The sequence below is a fragment of the Acinetobacter sp. YH12023 genome (assembly GCF_013420135.1).
Lineage (GTDB): Bacteria > Pseudomonadota > Gammaproteobacteria > Pseudomonadales > Moraxellaceae > Acinetobacter > Acinetobacter amyesii.
Genome location: NZ_VOYU01000003.1, coordinates 102,384 through 125,495, shown reverse-complemented (window position 1 = coordinate 125,495; position 23,112 = coordinate 102,384). Strand labels below are relative to the sequence as shown.

At 40.4% G+C, this 23,112-nt stretch carries 26 protein-coding genes; 13 read left to right on the top strand and 13 right to left on the bottom strand.

Annotated elements, in window-relative coordinates; all coding sequences use genetic code 11:
• Window positions 1–24: 24 nt before the first annotated feature.
• Both FTT92_RS03595 and FTT92_RS03590 read right to left on the bottom strand, forming a co-directional pair.
• A complete protein-coding gene (locus FTT92_RS03595) occupies window positions 25–618 on the bottom strand; it encodes a nucleoside triphosphate pyrophosphatase (RefSeq protein ID WP_078193512.1) in 594 nt (197 codons plus the stop codon).
• On the bottom strand, window positions 618–1,001 hold the full coding sequence (locus tag FTT92_RS03590) for a DUF2237 family protein (protein WP_078193708.1): 384 nt from the start codon (window positions 999–1,001) through the stop codon (window positions 618–620). The genes FTT92_RS03595 and FTT92_RS03590 overlap by 1 nt, the downstream gene beginning before the upstream one ends.
• A 140-nt stretch (window positions 1,002–1,141) precedes the next feature.
• Between FTT92_RS03590 and FTT92_RS03585 the strand changes: the two genes are divergently transcribed.
• The 4 genes from FTT92_RS03585 to FTT92_RS03570 all read left to right on the top strand — a co-directional run bounded on the left by FTT92_RS03585 (window position 1,142) and on the right by FTT92_RS03570 (window position 4,880).
• The gene (locus FTT92_RS03585; protein WP_180084314.1) at window positions 1,142–2,329 is read left to right on the top strand and encodes a phosphoglycerate kinase; all 1,188 of its coding nucleotides are present in this window, start codon (window positions 1,142–1,144) and stop codon (window positions 2,327–2,329) included.
• 149 nt (window positions 2,330–2,478) lie between these two features.
• Entirely contained in the window at window positions 2,479–2,754 is a 276-nt protein-coding gene (locus FTT92_RS03580; protein ID WP_180171469.1) for a hypothetical protein, read from the top strand.
• Between the two features lie 122 nt (window positions 2,755–2,876).
• Window positions 2,877–3,914, top strand: coding sequence for a class II fructose-bisphosphate aldolase (gene fba / locus FTT92_RS03575; RefSeq protein WP_078193509.1), 1,038 nt, complete (start codon window positions 2,877–2,879; stop codon window positions 3,912–3,914).
• Between the two features lie 111 nt (window positions 3,915–4,025).
• Window positions 4,026–4,880, top strand: a complete 855-nt coding sequence (locus FTT92_RS03570; protein ID WP_180084315.1) for an EamA family transporter — start codon at window positions 4,026–4,028, stop codon at window positions 4,878–4,880.
• Here FTT92_RS03570 and FTT92_RS03565 read toward each other — a convergent pair.
• The 3 genes from FTT92_RS03565 to nfsB form a co-directional block, all read right to left on the bottom strand.
• Window positions 4,840–5,070 (bottom strand): hypothetical protein, encoded by a 231-nt coding sequence (locus tag FTT92_RS03565; protein ID WP_180106494.1) that lies wholly within the window; start codon window positions 5,068–5,070, stop codon window positions 4,840–4,842. The genes FTT92_RS03570 and FTT92_RS03565 overlap by 41 nt on opposite strands.
• Window positions 5,071–5,218: 148 nt before the next feature.
• On the bottom strand, window positions 5,219–5,452 hold the full coding sequence (locus FTT92_RS03560) for a hypothetical protein (protein ID WP_180078415.1): 234 nt from the start codon (window positions 5,450–5,452) through the stop codon (window positions 5,219–5,221).
• 115 nt (window positions 5,453–5,567) lie between these two features.
• A complete protein-coding gene (gene nfsB / locus FTT92_RS03555; protein ID WP_111883737.1) occupies window positions 5,568–6,221 on the bottom strand; it encodes an oxygen-insensitive NAD(P)H nitroreductase in 654 nt (217 codons plus the stop codon).
• Window positions 6,222–6,473: 252 nt separating this feature from the next.
• Here nfsB and hpaI point away from each other — a divergent pair, with 252 nt between their 5' ends.
• Together hpaI and FTT92_RS03545 are read left to right on the top strand one after the other, a co-directional pair.
• Window positions 6,474–7,268 (top strand): 4-hydroxy-2-oxoheptanedioate aldolase, encoded by a 795-nt coding sequence (gene hpaI / locus FTT92_RS03550; RefSeq protein ID WP_180171468.1) that lies wholly within the window; start codon window positions 6,474–6,476, stop codon window positions 7,266–7,268.
• 327 nt (window positions 7,269–7,595) lie between these two features.
• Window positions 7,596–7,814 carry a transposase gene (locus tag FTT92_RS03545; RefSeq protein WP_180171467.1) on the top strand — a complete coding sequence of 73 codons (219 nt, stop codon included), beginning with the start codon at window positions 7,596–7,598 and terminating at the stop codon, window positions 7,812–7,814.
• A 51-nt stretch (window positions 7,815–7,865) separates the two neighbouring features.
• On the opposite strand, the gene FTT92_RS03540 is transcribed toward FTT92_RS03545, so the two are convergent.
• Window positions 7,866–9,275: an LLM class flavin-dependent oxidoreductase gene (locus FTT92_RS03540; RefSeq protein WP_180171466.1), complete on the bottom strand. Its 1,410-nt coding sequence runs from the start codon at window positions 9,273–9,275 to the stop codon at window positions 7,866–7,868.
• A 304-nt stretch (window positions 9,276–9,579) separates the two neighbouring features.
• Between FTT92_RS03540 and FTT92_RS03535 the strand changes: the two genes are divergently transcribed.
• Window positions 9,580–10,827 carry an SfnB family sulfur acquisition oxidoreductase gene (locus FTT92_RS03535; protein ID WP_180171465.1) on the top strand — a complete coding sequence of 416 codons (1,248 nt, stop codon included), beginning with the start codon at window positions 9,580–9,582 and terminating at the stop codon, window positions 10,825–10,827.
• 12 nt (window positions 10,828–10,839) lie between these two features.
• Window positions 10,840–12,099: an acyl-CoA dehydrogenase family protein gene (locus tag FTT92_RS03530; protein ID WP_180171464.1), complete on the top strand. Its 1,260-nt coding sequence runs from the start codon at window positions 10,840–10,842 to the stop codon at window positions 12,097–12,099.
• Between the two features lie 234 nt (window positions 12,100–12,333).
• On the opposite strand, the gene FTT92_RS03525 is transcribed toward FTT92_RS03530, so the two are convergent.
• Both FTT92_RS03525 and FTT92_RS03520 read right to left on the bottom strand, forming a co-directional pair.
• The gene (locus FTT92_RS03525) at window positions 12,334–13,053 is read right to left on the bottom strand and encodes a UDP-2,3-diacylglucosamine diphosphatase (RefSeq protein WP_180094521.1); all 720 of its coding nucleotides are present in this window, start codon (window positions 13,051–13,053) and stop codon (window positions 12,334–12,336) included.
• Between the two features lie 138 nt (window positions 13,054–13,191).
• Complete coding sequence (locus FTT92_RS03520) at window positions 13,192–13,701, bottom strand: peptidylprolyl isomerase (RefSeq protein ID WP_078193500.1); 510 nt, start codon at window positions 13,699–13,701, stop codon at window positions 13,192–13,194.
• Between the two features lie 168 nt (window positions 13,702–13,869).
• Here FTT92_RS03520 and FTT92_RS03515 point away from each other — a divergent pair, with 168 nt between their 5' ends.
• Together FTT92_RS03515 and FTT92_RS03510 are read left to right on the top strand one after the other, a co-directional pair.
• Window positions 13,870–15,597 (top strand): glutamine--tRNA ligase/YqeY domain fusion protein, encoded by a 1,728-nt coding sequence (locus FTT92_RS03515; RefSeq protein WP_078193499.1) that lies wholly within the window; start codon window positions 13,870–13,872, stop codon window positions 15,595–15,597.
• 136 nt (window positions 15,598–15,733) lie between these two features.
• Window positions 15,734–16,645 carry a bestrophin family protein gene (locus FTT92_RS03510; protein WP_180171463.1) on the top strand — a complete coding sequence of 304 codons (912 nt, stop codon included), beginning with the start codon at window positions 15,734–15,736 and terminating at the stop codon, window positions 16,643–16,645.
• A 9-nt stretch (window positions 16,646–16,654) separates the two neighbouring features.
• On the opposite strand, the gene FTT92_RS03505 is transcribed toward FTT92_RS03510, so the two are convergent.
• Window positions 16,655–17,578: a LysR family transcriptional regulator gene (locus tag FTT92_RS03505; RefSeq protein WP_180171462.1), complete on the bottom strand. Its 924-nt coding sequence runs from the start codon at window positions 17,576–17,578 to the stop codon at window positions 16,655–16,657.
• A 96-nt stretch (window positions 17,579–17,674) separates the two neighbouring features.
• On the opposite strand from FTT92_RS03505, the gene FTT92_RS03500 reads away from it, so the two are divergent.
• Together FTT92_RS03500 and FTT92_RS03495 are read left to right on the top strand one after the other, a co-directional pair.
• A complete protein-coding gene (locus tag FTT92_RS03500; RefSeq protein WP_180171461.1) occupies window positions 17,675–18,739 on the top strand; it encodes an aldo/keto reductase in 1,065 nt (354 codons plus the stop codon).
• 80 nt (window positions 18,740–18,819) lie between these two features.
• A complete protein-coding gene (locus FTT92_RS03495) occupies window positions 18,820–19,287 on the top strand; it encodes an SRPBCC domain-containing protein (RefSeq protein WP_373684093.1) in 468 nt (155 codons plus the stop codon).
• A 114-nt stretch (window positions 19,288–19,401) separates the two neighbouring features.
• On the opposite strand, the gene FTT92_RS03490 is transcribed toward FTT92_RS03495, so the two are convergent.
• Window positions 19,402–19,938, bottom strand: coding sequence for a lecithin retinol acyltransferase family protein (locus tag FTT92_RS03490; RefSeq protein ID WP_180102236.1), 537 nt, complete (start codon window positions 19,936–19,938; stop codon window positions 19,402–19,404).
• Window positions 19,939–20,073: 135 nt separating this feature from the next.
• Between FTT92_RS03490 and FTT92_RS03485 the strand changes: the two genes are divergently transcribed.
• Window positions 20,074–20,850, top strand: a complete 777-nt coding sequence (locus FTT92_RS03485) for a phosphodiester glycosidase family protein (RefSeq protein ID WP_257229270.1) — start codon at window positions 20,074–20,076, stop codon at window positions 20,848–20,850.
• A gap of 56 nt (window positions 20,851–20,906) precedes the next feature.
• Here the strand turns inward: FTT92_RS03485 and FTT92_RS03480 are convergent, their stop codons facing one another.
• The 3 genes from FTT92_RS03480 to trmA all read right to left on the bottom strand — a co-directional run bounded on the left by FTT92_RS03480 (window position 20,907) and on the right by trmA (window position 22,977).
• Window positions 20,907–21,155 (bottom strand): hypothetical protein, encoded by a 249-nt coding sequence (locus FTT92_RS03480; protein WP_180010125.1) that lies wholly within the window; start codon window positions 21,153–21,155, stop codon window positions 20,907–20,909.
• A gap of 262 nt (window positions 21,156–21,417) precedes the next feature.
• The gene (locus tag FTT92_RS03475; protein ID WP_078188679.1) at window positions 21,418–21,642 is read right to left on the bottom strand and encodes a hypothetical protein; all 225 of its coding nucleotides are present in this window, start codon (window positions 21,640–21,642) and stop codon (window positions 21,418–21,420) included.
• 252 nt (window positions 21,643–21,894) lie between these two features.
• Window positions 21,895–22,977, bottom strand: coding sequence for a tRNA (uridine(54)-C5)-methyltransferase TrmA (trmA, locus tag FTT92_RS03470; RefSeq protein WP_180171459.1), 1,083 nt, complete (start codon window positions 22,975–22,977; stop codon window positions 21,895–21,897).
• Window positions 22,978–23,112 lie beyond the last annotated feature (135 nt).

Genomic DNA, 23,112 nt, shown 5'->3' with positions numbered 1-23,112 from the left:
CTGTAACAGATAAAGATTTTAAAATTATGGGACTAAGATCTTAAGCTCACGCAAAATATTGCAGAGTTTAATCATCGGCATACCCATGAGTGTAGTTTGGTCTTGCCCGATCATTTCTTCAAATAAGCTAATCCCTAAACTTTCACATTTAAAACTGCCAGCGCAGTGTAACGGTTGTTCAACCTGAACATAACGTTCAATTTCAGGCAAGCTAAGTTTGCGAAACTTCACTTTATAGTGCTCGACAAGGGTTTGTTCAAAACCTGTCGATTTTTGTTGGACACTGAGTGCCGTACTGAAATAAACGATTTTGTCAGAATTGGCTTGAAGCTGCTTAATGGCTTTTTCATCGCAAAGCGGTTTACCGATAAAAATATCTGGTGCGCCTTCGCGCCATGCGACTTGGTCAGAACCAATCACAATCGCGTCTGGGTGTTGGTTTGCAATCGCAGAAGCTTTTTCAAATGCCAGTCGCTTTGCTAACTCATCAGCGTGGTTCTCACCACGAGGTGTTTCGTCTATATCTGGTACGATTGAGAGGTAATCAATCCGTAAACGGTCCATTAGGTCTTTACGGGTTTGGCTGCTCGAAGCCAAAATGATTTTGGAAGTACTCATTACACTGCATATTCCATAAGTACATCAAGCGGTACATAAGACAGCACCGCTTGGTGACACGCTTGTATTTTAATAGGTGGGGCAAATCCTTCTTGATACGCTTCCACCCAGCGAGTCACACAGATACACCAGAAGTCACCAGGTTGTAGTCCTGGAAAACCAACTTCGGGTAAGGGTGTGATTAGGTCATTGCCAACTTTTTGGGAAAAGTTTAAAAATTCAGATGTCATTTGTGCACACATCGTATGCTGACCAAGGTCTGTTGTTGCTGTATGGCAAAAGCCATTTCTAAAATATCCGGTAATCGGATCAAAACAACAGCTTGCCAAGGGTTCGCCTAAAACATTTAAACGATTAATATTTGGGTCTGGATGAATCGACATAAGCGCTGAATCTTTATAAGGCTTTTCGCTATCATAACAAAACTTTGGCTCGACATAGCTTTTCTGCAAAAGAAGCTAACGTTTTTCTGCATAATCATTTAAAATCGTCGCGTTTTGATATCAATAAAAGAGAGTAATGCATGAACTTTCAGCGTATGACTGACCTAGATTTGGCGGGTAAACGTGTTCTGATCCGTGAAGATCTTAACGTACCAGTTAAAAATGGCGTGATTACAAGCGATGCACGTTTACGTGCGGCGTTGCCAACAATTAAAGCAGCTTTAGAAAAAGGTGCTGCTGTAATGGTGTATTCACACTTAGGTCGTCCTGTTGAAGGTGAGCCTAAAGCAGAACAGTCTCTAGCACCTGTAGCCGCTTATTTAACAGAAGCTTTGGGTCAAGATGTTCAACTGATCACTGATTATTTAGACGGTGTTGACGTTGCGCCAGGTCAAGTGGTTTTACTAGAAAACTGCCGTTTCAACGTAGGTGAAAAGAAAAACAATCCTGAATTATCTGCTAAATATGCAGCACTTTGTGATGTTTACGTTATGGATGCATTTGGTACGGCTCACCGTGCAGAAGCATCGACTGAAGGCGTAGCACGTTGTGCAAAAGTGGCTGCCGCAGGTCCTTTACTTGCTGCTGAGCTTGATGCGCTAGGCCGTGCACTTAAAACTCCTGCAAAACCAATGGTTGCGATTGTTGCAGGCTCAAAAGTTTCTACTAAATTAGATGTATTAACTTCACTATCTGACATCTGTGATCAATTGATCGTGGGTGGTGGTATTGCCAATACATTCTTAGCTGCTGCGGGCTTCAATGTTGGTAAATCACTTTGTGAAAATGACCTGATCGACACAGCAAAAGCCATTGCTGCAAAAGTATCTGTACCACTTCCAACAGATGTTGTTGTTGCTGATGCTGCTGAAATTGATTTTGCAGACTTCCTCGGTTCATTAGCTGCTGCTAAAGCTGTCGTGAAAAAAGTTGAAGATGTAACAGACAACGACATGATTTTGGATGTTGGCCCTGAAACTGCAAAAGCATTTGCAGAAATCTTGAAAACTTCAAAAACTATTCTATGGAATGGTCCAGTAGGTGTGTTTGAAGTTGATCAATTCGGCGAAGGCACCAAAGCATTGTCTTTAGCGATTGCAGAATCTGAAGGCTTCTCGATCGCGGGTGGTGGTGACACGCTTGCTGCAATTGATAAATATGAAGTTGCAGACAATATTGGTTACATCTCGACTGGTGGTGGTGCTTTCCTTGAATTCGTTGAAGGTAAAACTCTTCCTGCTGTAGCAGCGCTTCTTGACCGTGCTTAATTTAGTATTATTAATAAGATAGTACAGTATTAAAAAAGGTTGGCTTCGGTCAGCCTTTTTTTCGCCCATTCATTTTGCCGTCATCAAAGTGCAATATTTCTGCAATAAAATTTATCGCAACACCTAATTCGCAGTAGTAGGAAACAACGATGAACTTAAAACTTGCACTTGCTGTACTTTTAATCGCACCATTAACTTTGACAGCCTGTGCTAAAAAAGAGTCTGCACCAACGGAATCAGAAGCATCTGCTGTTGCCGTAGACAATGCTCAAACAACGCCAGAACAACAAAAAGTCATTGATGAACTTGATAAGCCAGTATTGGATGAAAAGAACCAAGATGTTCCTGCTGAAATTGCAAATGCACCTGCAGACGAAGCAACAGCTGACGCTGAAACAGCCGCTTCAGCAGCAGCCGCTCACTAAGATTGTTGTCTTTATTTAAAAAGTCCCTGCAAATGCAGGGATTTTTTTTTAAATAGTGTTATTTGTTGCTGAATTGAAATGATTGAGCATGTAGAATATGCGGCATTACCTGGGAGGATATTATGGCTCTTATTTCATTGCGCCAGCTCTTGGATCACGCCGGCGAACATGCTTACGGCGTACCAGCATTCAACGTAAACAACTTAGAACAAATGCGTGCAATTATGCTTGCAGCAGATGCAACAAATTCACCTGTAATTGTACAAGCATCTGCGGGTGCACGTAAGTATGCAGGCGCTCCGTTCTTGCGTCATTTGATTTTGGCAGCAATCGAAGAATGGCCACATATTCCTGTGGTTATGCACCAAGACCATGGTACTAGCCCTGATGTATGTCAACGTTCTATTCAACTTGGCTTCTCATCAGTGATGATGGACGGTTCTTTAGGTGAAGACGGTAAAACGCCAACTTCATACGAATACAACGTAGACGTGACTCGTCGTACTGTTCAAATGGCACATGCGTGTGGCGTTTCAGTAGAAGGCGAAATCGGTTGTTTAGGTAGCCTTGAAACTGGTATGGCTGGTGAAGAAGATGGTGTAGGCGCTGAAGGCGTACTTGATCATTCTCAGCTTTTAACTTCAGTTGAAGAAGCGCGTTCATTTGTAGCCGATACTAATGTTGATGCACTTGCAATTGCAGTGGGTACTTCACACGGTGCGTACAAATTTACTCGCCCACCTACAGGTGACATCTTAGCAATTGACCGTATTAAAGAAATTCACGCTGCTTTACCAAATACACATCTTGTAATGCACGGTTCAAGCTCTGTGCCACAAGAATGGTTAGCTGTAATTAATGAATTCGGTGGTAACATCGGCGAAACTTATGGTGTTCCAGTAGACCAACTTGTAGACGCAATCAAACACGGTGTTCGTAAAATTAACATCGATACTGACTTACGTCTTGCTTCTACAGGTGCTATGCGCCGTATGATGGCTGAAAAACCAGCTGAATTTGACCCACGTAAATTCTTCTCTGCAACTGTTGATGCGATGAAACAAATTTGTATCGATCGTTATGAAGCATTTGGTACAGCGGGTAATGCTGACAAGATTCGTCCAATTTCTTTAGAGAAAATGGTGAGTCACTATAAATAATTTGTCTTGAGATAGATTATTTTTGAAGAAAAGCCCACAATTAAGTGGGCTTTTCTTTGATTTGAACTTAGAAAAATTGCTTTAAATATAACTCAAGAATAAGAGCGTGTCATGGAATTGATCTTTGCTGCCGCGATTTGCAGTGTTCTCGTTTCAGTAATTCTAAAACTATGTCGTGATCGGGGTTTTAACCCTGCACAAATGATCACATGGAATTATGCATCTGCGAGTATTTTATGTTTTCTATGGTTTAAGCCGGATCTAGCGCATATTTCGATTAATAAAACGCCGTGGGTTTTAATTGCGGCTTTGGGTGTATTACTGCCGACGATTTTTTATTGCTTAGCACGCTCACTGCAAACAGCGGGTATTTTAAAAACCGAATTGGCTCAGCGCTTATCTGTTGTGCTTTCTCTTAGCGCAGCCTATTTTATTTTCAGTGAATATTTTAATGCCATTAAGCTCATTGGTATCGCACTTGGTGTACTTGCGGTATTGCTGATTTTATTTTCACAGCGCAAGGGAAGCATTGATGGAAAGCAGGGTATTTTATTTTTATTAAGCGTTTGGGCAGGCTATGCACTGATTGATGTGCTATTAAAATTTGCTTCAGGTTTGGGCATGCAGTTTGCGGTGACTTTAAATTTGGTGTTTATTTGTGCATTTTTACTTTCGAGCATTTATAACATCGTACAGCACGGCAGTTTGGGGCAGACCAAAAATATCCTCGCTGGATTGGGCTTAGGTCTCTTGAACTTTGCCAATATCGCACTGTATGTGAAAGCCCACATGTTGCTTAAAGACACACCTGCAATCGTGTTTGCTGGAATGAATATTTTGGTCGTGGTTTTAGGTGTGGTTGCGGGCCTCATCATCTTTAAAGAAAAATTGAGAGTCGCAACCGTATTTGGTTTGATTGCTGGGATCATGAGTGTGGTTTGCTTAGCATATGCCATGTATGTCTAAGATAATTTTTAGCAAAAACGATCGGGTGTTGTAGTAAATCATCCCATTCAGCCACGCCCATGAGCAGTCCTTGATCTCGACAGGTTGGACACTCAGGGCAGTGGAGGTCGGTATATTGATAAGTATGTAGATACATTTGATGGCAATGACCGCATTCAAACTTCATCGGCATTTGTAGTAAATATGACATGTCCCACCTCTGCTTGATTTGTTGTTCTGATTCAAATTATTCAGCAAAGTCCAGACCAATTTATAAATATTATATTTTCACATTGTTGCTAAATATGTCGTTATTAAAAAAGCCCTCGAGTTGAGGGCTTTTAGTTTTAGATGCTTAGTTAACGCGTGAATTGTTGAAAACGTTGTAAGGTATTTTCAAAATAACATTTACCCACTGCAACGGGGTGTTTTAGGAAATCTTGTGTTTCAATGGTGCCTTGTAATTGACCCGGTTGTTTACAGTTAGGGCAGTTTGGATAGCTATGGAGCATATCGCCCGCATATTTTTGTAAATAAACCGTATTGCACGCTTCGCAATGAAATTTCATAGGTAATTTTATAGCTGTAGGCATAGGGAGAGACCTGAGTATATTTTGAGCAGAATATACTCGATAATTGTTTAAATAATAAGTCCCGAAATGACAAAAAAGAGGCAAAATTGCCCCTTTCGTCGGTTTTATGGAAAGCTTAGAGGTGTGTAAAAATTTCTTCAGCATTCAGACGTGATTTAGGTAATTTCGCATTGAAATCATTTTCGCTACGATAGCCTAAAGTCATCAGTACAGAAGGAATCAAGTTTTGTTCAACTAAGCCCAATTCTTCAGTGATGATCGCTTCGTCAAATCCACCAATCGGTGTTGCATCCACACCTTCAATGCCTGCTGCCAAAAGCATTTGACCTAAAGCAATAAATGTTTGGTTTTCAGCCCAACGTTGAATATCACCTTTTTCATTACGATAATAATCGACATAACCTGTACGGCTGTCTTTTTGACCTTGTTTGGCTTTGTCATCTTTAAAGCGACCACTACGATCATCCTGATTTAAAAGATTATCTAAATGCTCTGCAGTGATGTCTGCTTTAGTACAGAATAAAATCGTATGTGATGAATCTAAAACTTTTGGGGCATTGTAGGCATATTTTCCTACTAAGGCTTTGGCAATGCGTTGTTTGGCTGCATCATGATCTGCAATAAAAAAATGCCAAGGCTGAATATTGATGGAAGATGGTGTTAAACGGAGTATTTGTAATAAACGCTCAAATTGTTCCTGTGGAATTTTTTTAGCAGGATTATATGCTTTCGTGGTATAGCGTTGTTTTGATACGTTTAACAGATCCATCGAATATCTCCAGATATAGTTTGCTGTAGTTTAGCGGATAAATGGACAAATGGTCTAAGGAGAAAATTTTCCAAGGATAGATCTTAGTCGTATATGCTGTACTCATTGGCTAAAAATTAACAGATTTAAGCTGTATGAAGTGCGAATTAGAGTTATATAAAATCATAAGATAGATAAATGCTATTGGTAGTTTTTGCCAAAAGGCGTTTAATCAATTGTAGTTAATCATAGTTTAAGCATGAGACAGCAGCGATGGATTACACCAATCATTTCAAGAAAAAATTAAAAATCGAACAGCAGATTGGTTTGTGGGTCGGTTTAGCCGATGCTTATGGTACTGAAATAGCTGCAAATGCAGGTTATGATTGGTTGCTCATTGATGGTGAGCATGCGCCAAGTGACTTGCGGACGACATTGTCGCAACTGCAAAGTATTGCAGCATATCCTTCGCAGGCTGTGGTTCGACCTCCAATTGGTAGTGTGCAACTGATTAAACAATTGTTGGATATCGGTGCGCAAACCTTGCTCATCCCTATGGTCGAAACTGTTGAACAAGCTCAACTTATGGTTAAGGCAGTACGTTATCCACCCGAGGGTATTAGAGGCGTTGGTGCAGCATTAGCACGTGCAACACGTTGGAACAGTATTGCTGACTATTATGCAAATGCACATAAAAATATCTGTTTACTGATTCAGATTGAGTCGGTTGAAGGGATTAAAAACTTAGATGAAATACTGAAAATTGATGGCATCGATGGGGTGTTTATTGGTGCAGTAGATTTGTCGGCGACGATGGGTTATCAAGGGAATCCGAATCATCCTGAAGTACAAAAAACCGTGATTGATGCGATTCAGCGCATACGTAAGGCGGGTAAAGCTGCAGGTATTTTGTCGACACAACATGATGTGACTCAGAAATATATCGAGTTAGGCACAGAATTTGTTGCCGTGGGTGTCGATACCAGTGTGCTCATGAATTCGTTACGTGAACTTTTATCGAAATACAAAAATGATACCCCAGTTACGAAAACAGAAGGTGGTTACTAAGCGATACAGCCTTCGTTATATTATTCACTGTATGGATAATTAATTTACTCGATGGTTAAAATTTTAATTCAATAATTTTAGCAAAAGTAGTGGCTTAGAGTATATGTAAACTCTACTTTTGCTAATCAAAGGGCAATATTGTATACTTCTGCTTAACTCGAAGCAGGTAATGTTCCTGCTTATCTTTTTTATTTAGCTGATTGTGATTTATCTGTATTCAAGCTTCTGACTTGAATCTTATCTTTGTAACTACAGAATTATTATTCCAAACCCGATTGATTAATCTCTTTGTTCTGTCACAAAAAGCTCACATGTTGAGTAAATCTTTTGAATATTTTAAATACTTGGCAAACTGCCAAAGCTGTAAATGGCGATGAAATTAATGTGAAATTGGTGCCTTTGAAACGTCAACAAAATACCAATGATGGTTTAATTTGGGTTGATGTTGGGCAAATGATTGAATTAGAAACAGGTGAGACATTTAACCTGAATCTAGATGGTAAAAGCTTCTATACTGGCCCAAACCAGCTATATCGCTTAGCCTGAAAGCAAAAAACAGCAGATCATCTGCTGTTTTTTTTCCTAAAAAAAAGCGGCTTAAGCCATTTCAAGGTGTTGATGCTTGTTCGCAACTTGAGCTTGGTTTTTATATCGGTATTGCGCCGCACGGTGGTTGTCGGGCAATTTCGCGCCTTGGCCGAAGAGTTTTTCACGCAAGGTTCCGTCAGCATATTCTGTTTGATATACACCACGACGTTGTAATTCTGGTACCACGTATTCCACAATATCTTCAAAACTCTTATGCGCCAATATGTAGGCTAAGTTAAAGCCATCGATACCAGTGTACTCAATCCACTCTTGTAAGCGGTCTGCCACGGTGATTGGTGAGCCAACAATGACTGGGCCGTTACCGCCGACACTGGTCCATTTTGCAATTTCCTCAATCGTCCAAATTTTATTAGGATCTGCCTCTACATAAGATTGCAGCATGGATTGAATGGCATCGGTTTGAATGTATTCAACTTGATCTGTTGGTTTAAACTGCGAAAAGTCGACACCTGACCAGCCAGAAGCCAGGGTCAAGCCGCCGTCATAGCTGCCATATTGCTGATATTCACGGAACTTAGCTTGGGCTTTTTCATCGGTCTCATCAACCACTATGGCCAGCATGGTATAGATCAGAACAGAATTCGGATCTTTGCCTTCTTTCACTAAATTATGACGAATACCATCTGCCAGCTTTTTTACAGCAATTTGAGTTGGTGCAGAGATGAAAACACATTCCGCATTTTGACTAGCAAACTGTTGTCCGCGTGCTGAAGCGCCAGCTTGATATAAAACCGGTGTACGCTGGGGTGAAGGTTCGCAAATATGAATGCCAGGAACTGTAAAGTATTTTCCTTCATGTTGAATTGGATGCACTTTACGGTAATCGGCAAAAATCCCTTTTTGCTTATCGCGTAGCACAGCATCATCTTCCCAAGAACCTTCCCAGAGTTTATAGAGGACCTCTAAATATTCATCTGCGATATCATAGCGGTTATCATGGCTGACTTGGGTTTTCAGACCTAGATTTTTAGAGCCACTTTCTAGATAGGAAGTCACAATGTTCCAACCTGCACGGCCTTTCGTCAGGTGATCTAAAGTACTCATACGCCGTGCAAAAGGATAGGGATGTTCAAATGAAATCGAAGTCGTGACACCAAAGCCTAAGTGCTTGGTGACAGCTGCCATTGCTGGAACAACTTGCAAAGGATCATTCACAGGTGCTTGGACAGCGCCAGTCAGCGCATGTTCAGCAGAACCATGATAGACATCATAGATACCCAAAACATCTGCTATAAATACGCCATCAAATTTTCCGCGTTCTAAAATTTTAGCTAAGTCGGTCCAATATTCTAGGTCTTTGTATTCTGTAGAACGGTCTAATGGATGACGCCATAGACCGGGTGACTGATGTGCAATACAGTTCATTTCAAAGGCATTGAAGCGAATATTTTTAGACATGATTTTTTACTGGGTTATTTAATCTCTTGCATAAGAGGGTATATAAAAATACAGCTGCATTTATTAATAAAAAGTCAAAAACAAATCTGAATAAATGCTAATCATAATTTTTGAATACTTCATATATTCATATGGATAAGCAGATATTTTTTTTGTTTGGTACGGCTTATAAAGATTTTGTTTGACAATTAAAAATGTAAATTCCATGTCATGAAAACTGATTTGTTTTGATGATAATTCTATAAATAATCAAATTAAAAAGTGCTAGCTTATTTGAATAATATCTAAACTGAGCATTTTAATAATGACTTCAAAAATTGAAATTAAACTAAAAGAGGCGCAAAACATTCCGCGCGATTTTTATCAATCTAACGGTTTAGCGCATATTATTCGATCTGATCAAGAAGCTATCGAGGTTGCTGAACAGTTAGCTGTGGAATTTACAAAAGAATCAGCTAAACGCGATCATGAACGCCGCTTACCTTTGCAGGAAGTACAGCAATATTCAGCATCAGGTTTGTGGGGCATTACTGTACCGCGTCAATTTGGTGGTGCAGGAGTGAGTTATAAAACCCTTGCAGAAGTGGTCAAAATTATTTCTAGTGCAGACTCATCCCTAGGACAAATTGCCCAAAACCATTGGGCCTTTGTCGAGCATATTCTTTTGGATGCAAATCCATCACAGCAAGAGTTTTTCTTTGATCAAGTCTTACAAGGTAAACGCTTTGGCAATGCATTTTCAGAAAAAGGTTCCAAAACAGTTGCAGATTTAACAACAGCCATTGATTTTAAAGATGATCATGCGCTCATTAATGGTCAAAAATTCTTTGCAACAGGCGCTTTGCTTGCACATTGGATACCTGTGGTTGCAGTGAATGATGGAAAGCCTTATGCAGCCTTAGTACCCCAGCATACGCCGGGTTTAACCATTATTAACGACTGGAGTGGTTTTGGACAAAGAACGACAGTCAGCGGTTCTGTACTGTTGGACAATGTCAAAGTGGATTTAAATCACATTGTACCCATTCATCAAGCTTTTGAACGTCCAACGGCTGCGGGCGCTATTTCTCAATTTATTCAATCTGCTGTCGATGCTGGTATTGCGCGCGGTGCGATTAATGAAACGATTCAATATGTGCGCCAGCATGCACATCCTTGGATTGATTCGGGCTTAGAAAAGGCGGTGCAAGATCCGTATACGATTGCCAACATCGGCGAGTTGAAAATTAAACTCCGAGCTGCAGAGGCAGTGTTGGCTTTGGCGGGTGAAGCGATAGACCGAGCCGTAGAGAACCCAACAGAAGAAACGGTGTCAGAGGCAACACTACTAACAGCAGAATCTAAGGTCCTGACGACTGAAATTGCGTTACTTGCGGCGAATAAACTATTTGAACTCTCAGGCACACGATCAACGTTGTCTGAGCTGAATTTAGACCGTCATTGGCGTAATGCGCGCACGCATACTTTGCACGATCCCGTACGTTGGAAGCTGAATATTGTAGGCAACTACTATTTAAATGATGTACCACCGCCGCGCCATGCTTGGAGTTAAGAGGAGAAGATTATGACGATTCAAAATAATAAACAGCCCTTATCTTTAGGTGCTGACTATGATCAAGTGGCCGCTAAGTTCCGTCCGATTTTTCAGAGAATTGCAGAAGGCGCTTTGGCGCGGGAACAAAATAGGAAACTGCCGTATGATGCAATTTCATGGTTAAAACAAGCTGGATTTGGTGCGGTCCGTGTACCCGTGGCGTTTGGCGGTGAAGGGGTTTCACAAAAACAGTTGTTTCAGTTGTTAATTGAATTGGCTAAGGCCGATTCTAATGTTGTACAGGCATTAAGAGGTCATTTTGCTTTTGTAGAAGACCGTTTAAATGCGCAAAAAACACAAGATCAAACGGTTTGGTTTAAACGCTTTCTGCAAGGCGATTTGGTCGGTAATGCTTGGACAGAAATCGGAAAAGTTGAAATTGGAGATGTTGTTACCCGAGTTACTGAAAATGCGCAAGGTCAGCTAAGGGTCAATGGTCAAAAATACTATTCTACCGGAACAATCTTTGCAGATTGGATCGATCTATTCGCTTTAGATGAAACAACGAATCAACATGTTATAGCCGCAGTTTCAACACATGACGCTGGCATACAAGTATACGATGACTGGGATGGCTTTGGCCAAAAAACCACAGGCAGCGGCACACTGAATATTCAAGATGTCAGCATTGATCGTGATCATATTTTGCCGTTCGATCAGCGCTTTAAATATCAAACGGCGTTCTATCAGGTCGTGCATTTGGCAACGCTGGCAGGTATAGCACAAAATGCTGTGGACGTTTTCAGTAATGAAGTCCGTGAACGCACACGTATTTACAGCCATGGTAATGCTGATTTAGTTCGAGATGATGCACAAATTTTACAAGTGATTGGTAAGGCGTCGGCACAGTCTTATGCAGCTGAAGCAATTACACTTCGTGCAGCAGAAGCTTTGGATGTCGCATATTTAAGTCATTTTCAGTCTGATACCCAGTTGGATCAGCAAGCGAATGACCGTGCGGAGCTTGAATCCTCTAAAGGGCAAGTGGTCATATCAGAGTTGGTACTAAATTTGAGTAGTGAGTTGTTTAATGCCTTGGGCGCTTCAGCAAGCTCGACAACTAAACAGTTAGACCGCTTTTGGCGTAATGCTCGTGTAGTATCATCGCATAATCCACTTATTTATAAACAGAAAGTCATTGGAAATTGGGAGATTAATCAAACGCCGCTACCATATGTATGGCAAATTGGTAATAGCCCAGCAGTTAAGCAACCTGTCATTGCTGCTTAATTAATATCTGAAGATGTTCACTGTGGATGAAAGTAGTCCATAGTGAATTCCTTGTGAAATTATTTTTAAGTTTAAACTTTGTTTTTTTAAGATTTTAAATGACGTTAATCTGCTATATGTAGGATGCAGTTCAATTGATAATCTGTTGAGATAGTCTGGTAAAAGGCTATGTCTTGATATCTGGATGTATTGTTTTAACCAAATATGACGGCAGGTTTAACTAAAGTCTAAGGGTTAGTAAGACCATTTTTTTAATTTTAAATCACTCACAGATGGGTTTTCACCAACCTCTAATATTTGAGCTTGTTCTGCGCGCCAGTCCCCTAAAACGATACGTAGTTTTCCATGCACATCATGTATTTGGGGCCGGTGGGTATGTCCATGAATCAGTAGATCGGCATGCTCTAAAGCTTTTTCTACAGCTTCGGCATTTACATCCATGATTTCATAAGATTTAACTTGCTTGGTTTCTGTACTTTTTTTGCGGAAGCCATTGGCGATTTTTTGTCGAATGCTAAGCGGTAAGCTTTTTAAGAAACCTAAAAGCAAAGGATTACGAATCACTTTACGAAACTTTTGGTAAGACACATCATCGGTGCAAAGTAAATCGCCATGTTCGAGGCGAATTTTATAGTTGCCAATGTGGAGATAATCCACGTCTTGTAATAATTGACCGTGAAATTTATCTAAAAACTTTTGACCCAATGCAAAGTCACGATTACCCACTTGGAAATAAATTTGATTTCCCAACGCAGTAAAATCTTTAAGCGCTGCAATGATTTCGTCTAACCATGGGGCAGTAAAGTCATCACCAATCCAAGCATTAAACCAATCACCTAAAATATACAGCTGGGTATTTTGAGTTTTGTATTGTTCTAACAAAGCTAAAAACCCCCGAACGAGTCGAGGGTGTTCAGGTGACAAATGTAAATCAGCGATAAACAGATAGGTCACGAATCTTTTCCTTATTCTAAAAATCCCTCCCAGCCTCCCTTTAGAAAAGGGAGGAGTTCCGACATTTATTTCATATTGAAACTCCCTCCTTTATTAAAGGGACTTGCGCAGCAATGCTACTCAGGGAGGATTTAAAAATTACTCAGAAATGATTTTAGCTGATTCAATTACAACGTTCTCTAGAGGAACGTCTGCGTGGTAGCCACGGTTACCAGTGCGAACGCTTTTGATTGCGTCAACAACGTCAAGACCTTCAACTACTTTACCAAATACTGCATAGCCCCAACCTTGCGCTGTTTTACCAGTGTGGTTAAGGAAGGAGTTGTTTTTCACGTTAATGAAGAATTGAGCTGAAGCAGAATGAGGTGCTTGAGTACGTGCCATAGCGATCGTACCAACATCATTGCTTAAACCGTTGTCAGCTTCGTTTTCAATAGAATCACGAGTTGTTTTTTCTTTGAAGTTTTCATCCATGCCGCCGCCTTGGATCATGAAACCATCAATAACACGGTGGAAAATCACGCCGTCATAGAAACCATCGCGAACATACTGTAAGAAGTTTTCAGCAGTTTTAGGTGCTTTTTCAGTGTTAAGCTCAAGAACAATACGACCTTTATTGGTGTTTAATTCGACTTGAGGAAAACTCATTGTGTAATCTCCTGTACATGGACATGAAAGCCATGGGTTTTTTGGTTGTGAGAAGCATAAGCAAACTGTAAACTACAAGGCAAGTAAAAACGTTACTTTCTTTGTTAAAAATGAAGAAAAGCGTTTTAATTATCCTAATTTTATCTTTATAGAAGTGATTTTATTACCATGAAGCCAAACGATGTTGTTTCATCCCTGCCTAACAATCCGACAACCAAGAACAATGCCCCTGTCGAAGCTGCGCAGCAGGAACAACAGCCAGGCTTAGATTTTGTACGTCAAGTCATTACCGATGATTTATCTGCAGGTCGTACCGAACAAGTTGTAACACGTTTCCCACCAGAGCCAAACGGCTACCTACATATTGGTCATGTAAAAGCCATTTGTCTGAACTTTGGTATTGCTCAAGAATTCGCGGGTCTATGTAACCTCCGTTTCGACGATACAAACCCAGATGCCGAAGAACAAGAGTATGTAGATGGTATTGCCAATGACGTGAAATGGCTAGGTTTTGAGTGGAACGGCGAGCCGCGTTATGCATCGAGCTATTTTGATCAGCTTTACACTTGGGCAGTGCAATTGATTGAACAAGGTGATGCCTATGTGGATTTGCAAAGCCCTGAAGAAATCAAACTAAACCGCGGTAATTTTGTTGAGCCGGGTAAAAACTCGCCGCAACGTGATGCTAGCGTAGAAGAAAACTTAGCGCGTTTTGAACAAATGCGTAATGGTGAGTTGGGAGAAGGTCAGGCAGTACTACGTGCCAAAATTGACATGACTTCACCTAACATTCATATGCGTGATCCTATTTTGTATCGTATTTTGCATTCTGAACATCACCAAACTGGTGATAAATGGAAAATGTACCCAATGTACGACTATGCGCATCCATTATCAGATGCCATTGAAGGGGTTACGCATTCACTGTGTACACTAGAGTTTGTTGATCACCGTCCATTCTATGACTGGGTTGTCGAGAAAGTTAAATCACCATCTGTACCACATCAGTATGAATCAAGCCGCCTAAATGTAGATTACACCATTACCTCTAAACGTAAATTACGTAAATTGGTTGAAGGTGGTTTTGTGAATGGTTGGGATGACCCACGTATGCCGACCGTTGTGGGTATGCGCCGTCGCGGCTTTACCCCAGAAGGTCTACGTGACTTCTGTAAACGTGTAGGTGTAACGAAAGTCGATGGTAGTATTGTTGATGTTGCAATGCTCGAATACTGCATCCGTCAGTCTTTAGAAAATACTGCTTCGCGTGGTATGGCAGTGTTGAATCCACTCAAAGTGACTTTAACTAACTTGCCTGAAGCAATGGATTTGGTACATGCACGTCATCCTAACGTTGACATGGGTGACCGTATCATTCCGTTGACTCAAGACATTTACATTGATCGTAAAGACTTTGAAGAAGTTGCGCCTAAAGGCTTTAAACGTCTGATTCCGGGCGGTGAAGTGCGTTTACGTCATGCGTATGTGATTAAGTGCGATGAAGTGATTAAAGACGAGAACGGTGAAGTGGTTGAATTGAAATGTTCAATCGACCCTGAAACTTTAGGTAAAAACCCTGAAGGCCGTAAAGTGAAAGGTGTTGTACATTGGGTTTCTGCAAGCAAGGGTATTGCTGCGGAAGTTCGTATCTACGACCGTTTATTCACTGAATCAGACCCTGAAGTGGGTGATGACTTCCTTGCAAACTTAAATCCAGAATCACTTAAAGTGGTTCAAGCGGTCATTGAGCCTGCATTGGCAGAAGCAAAACCTGAAGATCGTTTCCAATTTGAACGTGAAGGTTACTTTGTTGCAGATCAGTTTGATCATACAGCTGAAAAACCAGTGTTTAACCGCATCTTAGATTTGAAAGACAGTTTTAAACCAGGTAAATAAAATCTTAGATTTTTAAAGGGATTCATCTTTGAATCCCCAATAGGTTAAGATCAAGTAGGTTAAGATTAAGCTCAACTTCGGTTGGGCTTTTTTCATGCTTGAGATGGTTCATTAAGGCAGTACAGAGGGGAAATAAGTGATCATTCGAAATAAAAATAATAGCTTTAAACTTTTATTTGCATGGCATGGCACGATACTCCCAAAAGTCATGCCTGCGTTGGCTATCGTCGTGAGTTTGTCGGCGATTTTGGTGTATCTAAGCGCTGCACACTACCTGAATACGCCTGAAGTTCCAGCCATCGGATTTACCATCTTTGGGGTGATTCTGTCGATTTTTTTGAGCTTTCGAAATACTGCCTGTTATGACCGTTGGTGGGAAGGGCGCAAGCTTTGGGGCTCATTGATTGCCAATACACGTCACATGATTCGTGATAGCCATGTCCTTGAAGATGAGCAAAGAAACGTGTTGATGTACCGCATCATGCTGTTTTGCAATTTGTTACGTGATCGCTTACGCTATGAATCACAAGATATTGCACATTTTAAAGACGGCGTAGCTTTGACGGATCAGCAATGGCAGCAATGCCGAGACAATATCAATGCACCACAGTATTTACTTGAAATTATTCAAAAAGATTTAGTCAAAGCCTATAAGCAAGGTCAGATTACAGACATTATTTACAGCACGCTCACACGTCATACTGTAGCGATGGGTGATATCCATGCAGGCTGTGACCGTATTATGACCACGCCATTACCATTTTCCTATTCGGTGCTTTTACATCGCGCAGTGTATTCATTTTGTCTGATTTTGCCATTTAGCCTAGAGGCCAGTTTAGGGATATGGACACCTGTCATTGTGGCTTTGATTGCATATTTATTTTTGGGTTTGGATGCGTTAAGTGCAGAACTGGAAGAGCCTTTTGGCTTGCAGGAAAATGATTTACCGCTGGACTCGATTGTACGAAACATTGAGCGTGAAATGTATAGCAGCTTAGAAGTTGAACTTCCGCCGCTGATTAAGACTTTTAACAGTAATTTAAGATAAATTTTTGGCCTAATTTTCAGATAAATTCGGCGATACGTACCAAGCATATTGATGCTGAAAATAATCGTCCAAGTGTCGCATAAAAGCCTGTACTTTAGGCGGAACAAAATGTCGATGCGGAATTACCACATAGATTGCAGTACTTTGAACAGGGATCTTGGGTAGAACTTGGATAAGTCGGCCAGAGAGTAGATCGTCCTCCACATGCCAGATGGAGTGGTTTGAGATGCCTAAACCTGCAAGTGCTGCTTGGCGTACGCCTTCACCTGAGTTGATATGAACTTGTCCTGAAACAGGTATATTTATGTTGTGTTGATCTTGGACGAATGTCCAAAGCTGCGAAACACCCTTAGGGTATTTCTGTAAAATGCATTGGTGTATAGAGAGCTCTTCTAGGGAGTGAGGTTCGCCATGTTGTTCGATATAGCTAGGCGAGGCACACAAAATACGACGGTTTAAGCTGAGCGGTTTAGCAATCAGTGATGAGTCTTCTAACTGTCCAATACGTATCGCAACATCTAAACCTGCGGAGACCAAATCTAAATTTTGATCGGTCTGTTCAATATCCAAAGTCAATGTTGGATGCAACTTGGCAAAGGCTGCAAATACTGGCCCTAAAATACGATTTCCAAAAACTTCTGAACATGTGATTTTTAATACCCCACTAAGTTGTTGTGGTTCAGGTTGAAATTGGCCTAGCAGAGAATTAAATTGTTCGAGCAAGGGAAAACCTTGTTGCAATAAAACAGCACCTTCCTGTGTTAAATGTAGTTGCCGTGTAGTGCGATGAAATAGGCGTAGCCCTAAACTTTGTTCAAGTCTGTGTAGACGGCTACTAGCGACAGAAACAGAGAGATTGGCCTCTTTTGCGGCTTGACTGATTGAACCCAGTGTCGCCATTCGTGTGAATAACTCGAAATCTTCAGTTAGCATTATCAATATAATCAAGAAAGTCTTTCTTGATATTCAGGGTTTTTCTGATAAATATCTGTGCCTATTCTGTGTATAAATCAAACACAGGAAATCACCATGAACTATCACAATCTAGGGCAATCTGGCTTACAAGTTTCAGAGTTCGGCTTTGGTGCAGGTACATTTGGCGGGCAAGGCCCTATTTTCTCTGCATGGGGGCAATCGAGTTTAAATGATGCCCAACGGATGATTGATCTCTGTATTGATCAAGGCGTGAATTATTTCGATACCGCAGATGCTTATTCAAATGGTGCCTCTGAGCAGATGCTCGGTGCATTACTTCAATCAAAACGCCAAGAGGTGATTATTTCCAGCAAAGTGGGTATTCGATTGAATGATGGAATCAATCAAGGTGGATATTCTAGAAGTTATTTAATACAAGCCGTGGAGGCGAGTTTAAAACGGTTAGGCACAGATTATATTGATGTGCTGCAGCTGCATCAGTTTGATAGCACGACGCCACTTGAGCAGCTGATGCGCAGTTTAGATGACTTGGTACGTAGTGGAAAAGTTCGCTATATCGGTGCATCGAATTTTTCAGGCTGGCAGCTTATGAAAGCACAGTCGATTGCCCAACAGCATGGCTATGAAAAGCTAAGTGTGCATCAAGTCTATTATTCTTTGATTGGACGTGACTATGAATGGGAGTTGATGCCTGCGCAGCATGATCAACAGATTGGTGCAGTGGTTTGGAGTCCGCTGGGCTGGGGGAGATTAACAGGAAAATTTGATCGTGAGCATGCGATTCCAAAGCAAAGTCGGCTGCATGAAACAGCACAATTCGCACCGCCAGTTCGACATGAAAAGTTATTTGCAGTTTTAGATGTAATGCAAGAAATTGCCATGGAAACAGGGCACTCTATCCCGCAGATTGCATTGAATTGGCTGAAAACCAGACCGACTGTGTCTAGTATTTTGATAGGCGCACGTAATGAACAGCAACTGTTGGATAACCTTGCGGCGAAGGAATGGTCATTAAGCGTAGAGCAGTTAGCCCGATTAGACGCAGTCAGTGCAGTGTATCCACCTTATCCATACTATCCGTATTGGAATGGGCAATTTGCAGAGAAAAATCCAACGCTAGTGACATCAGCATTTATTTCAGAACATACAGCAGAATAGGGCAATAACAATTCAGTGGTAGGCAATGATCAATTCTCTGTGCTATCACTGAATAAAATTAAAATACTGTAGGAATGCTGATGAGTGTCGTGATTGAAACCCAGATGTTAATTCGTAAGTCCATCAATATCGTATTTAATGCTTTTGTTGATCCTTTAATAACACAGCATTTTTGGTTTAGTGCATCGAGTGGCTATCTAGAAGAAGGTAAAACCGTGCAATGGACTTGGCAGAAATATAATGCAGTCGCCGATATAGACGTGCTGAGTATTAAGGAAAACAAATTAATTCAAATACAGTGGGGAGAACCAAAAACTCAAGTCGATTTTATTTTTGAGCAGATTAGCCCGATGGAAACCTACGTTCGTATCAAAAATTCAAAGATTCCTCTGCAAGGTCAGGCATTAATTGATTTTATTATCGATAGTACAGGTGGTTTTACAACGGTTTTGGATGCAGCCAAAATTTATTTAGAACATGGCCTGCAAAGCAATTTGGTTGAAGATAAATTTCCACCTTTTAGCAATGTGAAGAGTGACCAAAATTAAGCATGACATCTGATACGCCTTAAGGAAAAGCTTGTGTATTAGCGCAGGATTTCTAAGCAATGTGCTGATGTATTGAAATTTGATAAAGCCACGGTTCAATGCTGCTGCAGTGAATTAACGATTTTTATGTTCTTCACGCTTTAAATAGGTATAAACCGGCATTTGCATTTTGGCTTTTTCGCGCAGTTTCTTTTTAATATATAACACCAGTGCAAAGCAAGTGGTGGTCACAGTCAGCATCATACTGCTCATAAAACTCATCAGAGAACTGACATAGCCAATCGTGGTGAGTCGGTTCATCATACGGAACACTTGAGGACTACTTTCAACGCCGGTAATAGCCCATGTGCATAAGTGTTCACAGTTATTAATAATCAGATGATAGTTGTTTTCATGCATGCGAGAGCGCATACGACGCACCACTTTACGACCTTTAAATTTTGGATTGCTATATGACTGAACGATAATTTTTTTGCCGTGGCTGAATTTTTCGATCGAAGTCATTTCAATTGGATGTTTTTTGAAAAGGTGTGCAAAACCAGAGTAGTGAATGACTCTACCGCGGCCGGCATATATGCCATGATGGCTATAACCGAAGTGTTTAACAATCAGATGTGTTCCAAGAGGAAAACCATCTTTCTGCACGTGCATGAATTTACCAGTCCTACTTTAAATCCGAATTATTTTTAAAGATTAGTCTACTTTTAATCTGTGAATTAATCGACTATTTTAGCGATGATTTAGCTAAAATTTGTTCGATTTTTAACGTGCACTATGGATAGGGTCATGCTTGGTCTTCAATCAACCTCAATGTTTAAAAAAATGCGCTTTATGATGCTGCTCGGTCTGATTTTCTCACCGACTATTTCCTATGCCAATATTCAAGCGAAACGTGTCAGTCAGCCCATTGCAGTGGATGTGGTTGAAATTTCGGATCTGAGTCAACTAAAGCTCTATTTATATGATGCAGAGCAGCAGCCATATCGAGACCTACAGCGTTTAAAGCAGTCATTAGCGCGTAAGTGTAATACGATGAACTTCGCAATGAATGCAGGGATGTATCATGCAGACTTAGCGCCTGTTGGTCTTTACGTTGAAAATGGGCTGCAGAAAAAAGCCTTGAATCGTGCAACACGAGGCTTTGGTAATTTTTTAATTCAGCCGAATGGTGTTCTGGCATGGAATGACAAGCAAGCGGTGATATTAACTACACAAAAATATGCTTCCACAGATTTTAAGGCACGTTATGCAACGCAGTCAGGTCCAATGCTGGTGGTAGATGGAAAAATCAATCCAAACTTTATCCCACAGTCAGATTCATTGAAAATCCGCAATGGCGTGGGGATCAAGAACGGGAAGTTGTATTTTGTGATCAGTCGTGAAGGCGTGTCGTTTTATGCATTTGCACAATATTTTAAGCAGCAATTATCGATTAACAATGCCTTGTATTTAGATGGATCTGTGTCTAGTGCAGATATTCAAGCATTGAATAGACATGATTCAAGTTTGAAACCTTTAGGGCCAATTGTAGCGTATACAACAGCATCTCAATGCAAACAATAAAAGCCCGAATAATCGGGTTTCATCTGTACAGTGTTTAGATTGATAGAAACTACTGTTTATTTGCCGACTAAACCTAAAAAGGTACTTTGGGTTTGGCACATTTGAATGGCTTGTTCTTTAGATTGTTTTTTAATACTTTCTTCAAACTGTTTTTTCTGTTCTTTGATTTGTTCTTCGTTTAAGCCCATTTGTTTCGACAAGGCTTCGAGTTTATCCCAGGATTCTTCGCATTCTTTGGGGATTTGGCTACAAGCACTTAGACTAAGTATACAGCAGGTAACAAGGCAATTTGTTAATTTATTCATGTGCATTCCTTTAGTTTTTATATCAATGCTGTTTAGAGGTCATCTGCCTCTAATTTAGTGCAATATTAGGTTTTATTGTCGTGTGTTTAAAAATTAGACATCACTGAGTTGCCTTGGAGCATAGCATAAAAGCTGTAAATAGCGATGTGGCCAATCCACAAAACCTGATCTGTAAATAAGCGGCATATTTTTGATTAGACTAAAAATGAAAAAGGCACTCTGTAAAACAGAATGCCTTGTTTGAACATTGAATGTTCAGACTCTACTGTAGAGGTAGATGTTGGATTTCATTTAATTCCTTACGGCTATAACCGCGCGAAGCGAGTACTTTTTTGATACCGAGGATAACATCTTCATCCGTTGCCTTTGTAAGAGCAGCAATAAGCTGTTCATTGGTTTTACAAGAGCAATCATTTTCAACACAGGCAATTTGATTCTTATGCCCGTTTTGCTGTTCTTTAGCGAACAACTTATGCCAAAAACTCATAGAGCCTTCATTTGCGACCTAACATAGGACGAAATATAACCAATCCAATAAATAAAGCAAGACTACTAAAGTGATATTTTAGCCAGTTGAATGATCATTTTTTCGATTGGACTTTTAGAATCTTTGCCTAATTGATATAAAAAGGCATCCATTGCACTGCATGTGGCGAGAAAATAAAGCTTTTTTAGCATATAAAAAAGGAGCTTTTAGAAAGCTCCTTTTATAACAACAACATGACTTGAAATAATTTGTTTAAATCTTCTCAAGAAACACACCAGACTCTACATGGTGTGTATAAGGGAATTGATCAAACAAGGCAAATTTACTGATTTTATGCGTTTGTGAAAGCAGTTTAAGATTGTCATGTAAAGTATCTGGGTTGCATGAAATATAGATAATGCGTTCAAAACGTTGCAACAGTTTTAGTGTTTCATCATCGATACCTGCACGCGGTGGATCGACAAATACCGTATCGAAGTTATAGCTTGAAATTTCAATCTCAGCTTCTTCAAGGCGGCGGAATGTACGTTCAGCATTGTAGGCTTGGGTAAACTCTTCAGCTGAAAGACGAGCCACTTGGATATTATCAATACCATTTTGCTCAATATTCCACTGCGCGGCATAAACTGAAGACTTGGCTAATTCGGTTGCCAAAACGCGATTAAAGCGTGTGGAAAGAGGCAGCGTGAAATTACCATTACCACAGTAGAGCTCAAGTAAGTCTTTGTCTGAATGATCGGCAGCCTGACACGCCCATTCCAGCATTTTTTGACATACGCCGGCATTTGGCTGTGTGAAGCTACTTTCAATTTGTTTATACTGATATTTACGGTCAAATACTTGGAGTTCTTCAACCACATAGTCATCAGTTAAAATCACGCGCTGACCACGACTACGACCATAAATCTTGATATTGAGCTTTTCAGACAGCGCTTTTGCAGCAACTTCCCATTCAGCATTGAGCGGGCAGCGGTAAACCAATGAAACCAGCATTTCACCTTTCAGCGTTGCTAAGAAATGAACTTCAAATAATCGGCTAGATAAGATCTCTTGTGCCTTGAGTTCATTTAATAATACGGGCATTAAATCATTAATGCTTTTATCTGCAATCGGGAAATCTTTAATTTCGACAACTTGTTTTTCATTGTCTGCATTGCGTTCAAACATTGCATAGAACATATCATTTTCAGTATGCCAAATTCGGAATTCCGCTCGCATACGAAAGTTTTGTTCAGCAGAAGGAAAAACTTCTAAAGAGGGAGGGTTGTATTCTGAAAATTGAGCCGTAATGCGGGCAACTTTGGCATCAAGTTGTTGCTGATAAGTTGAAGTCATATGCAGTAAAAAATCGCAAACATATTAAAAAAAGTCATGTTAGCAAAATTCACCTTATAAGACTAAATTAATTCCACTTTTGGCTGTATTTATCTGTCGAGAAAATGAGTCTGAATGCGCTAAACAGAATATTTA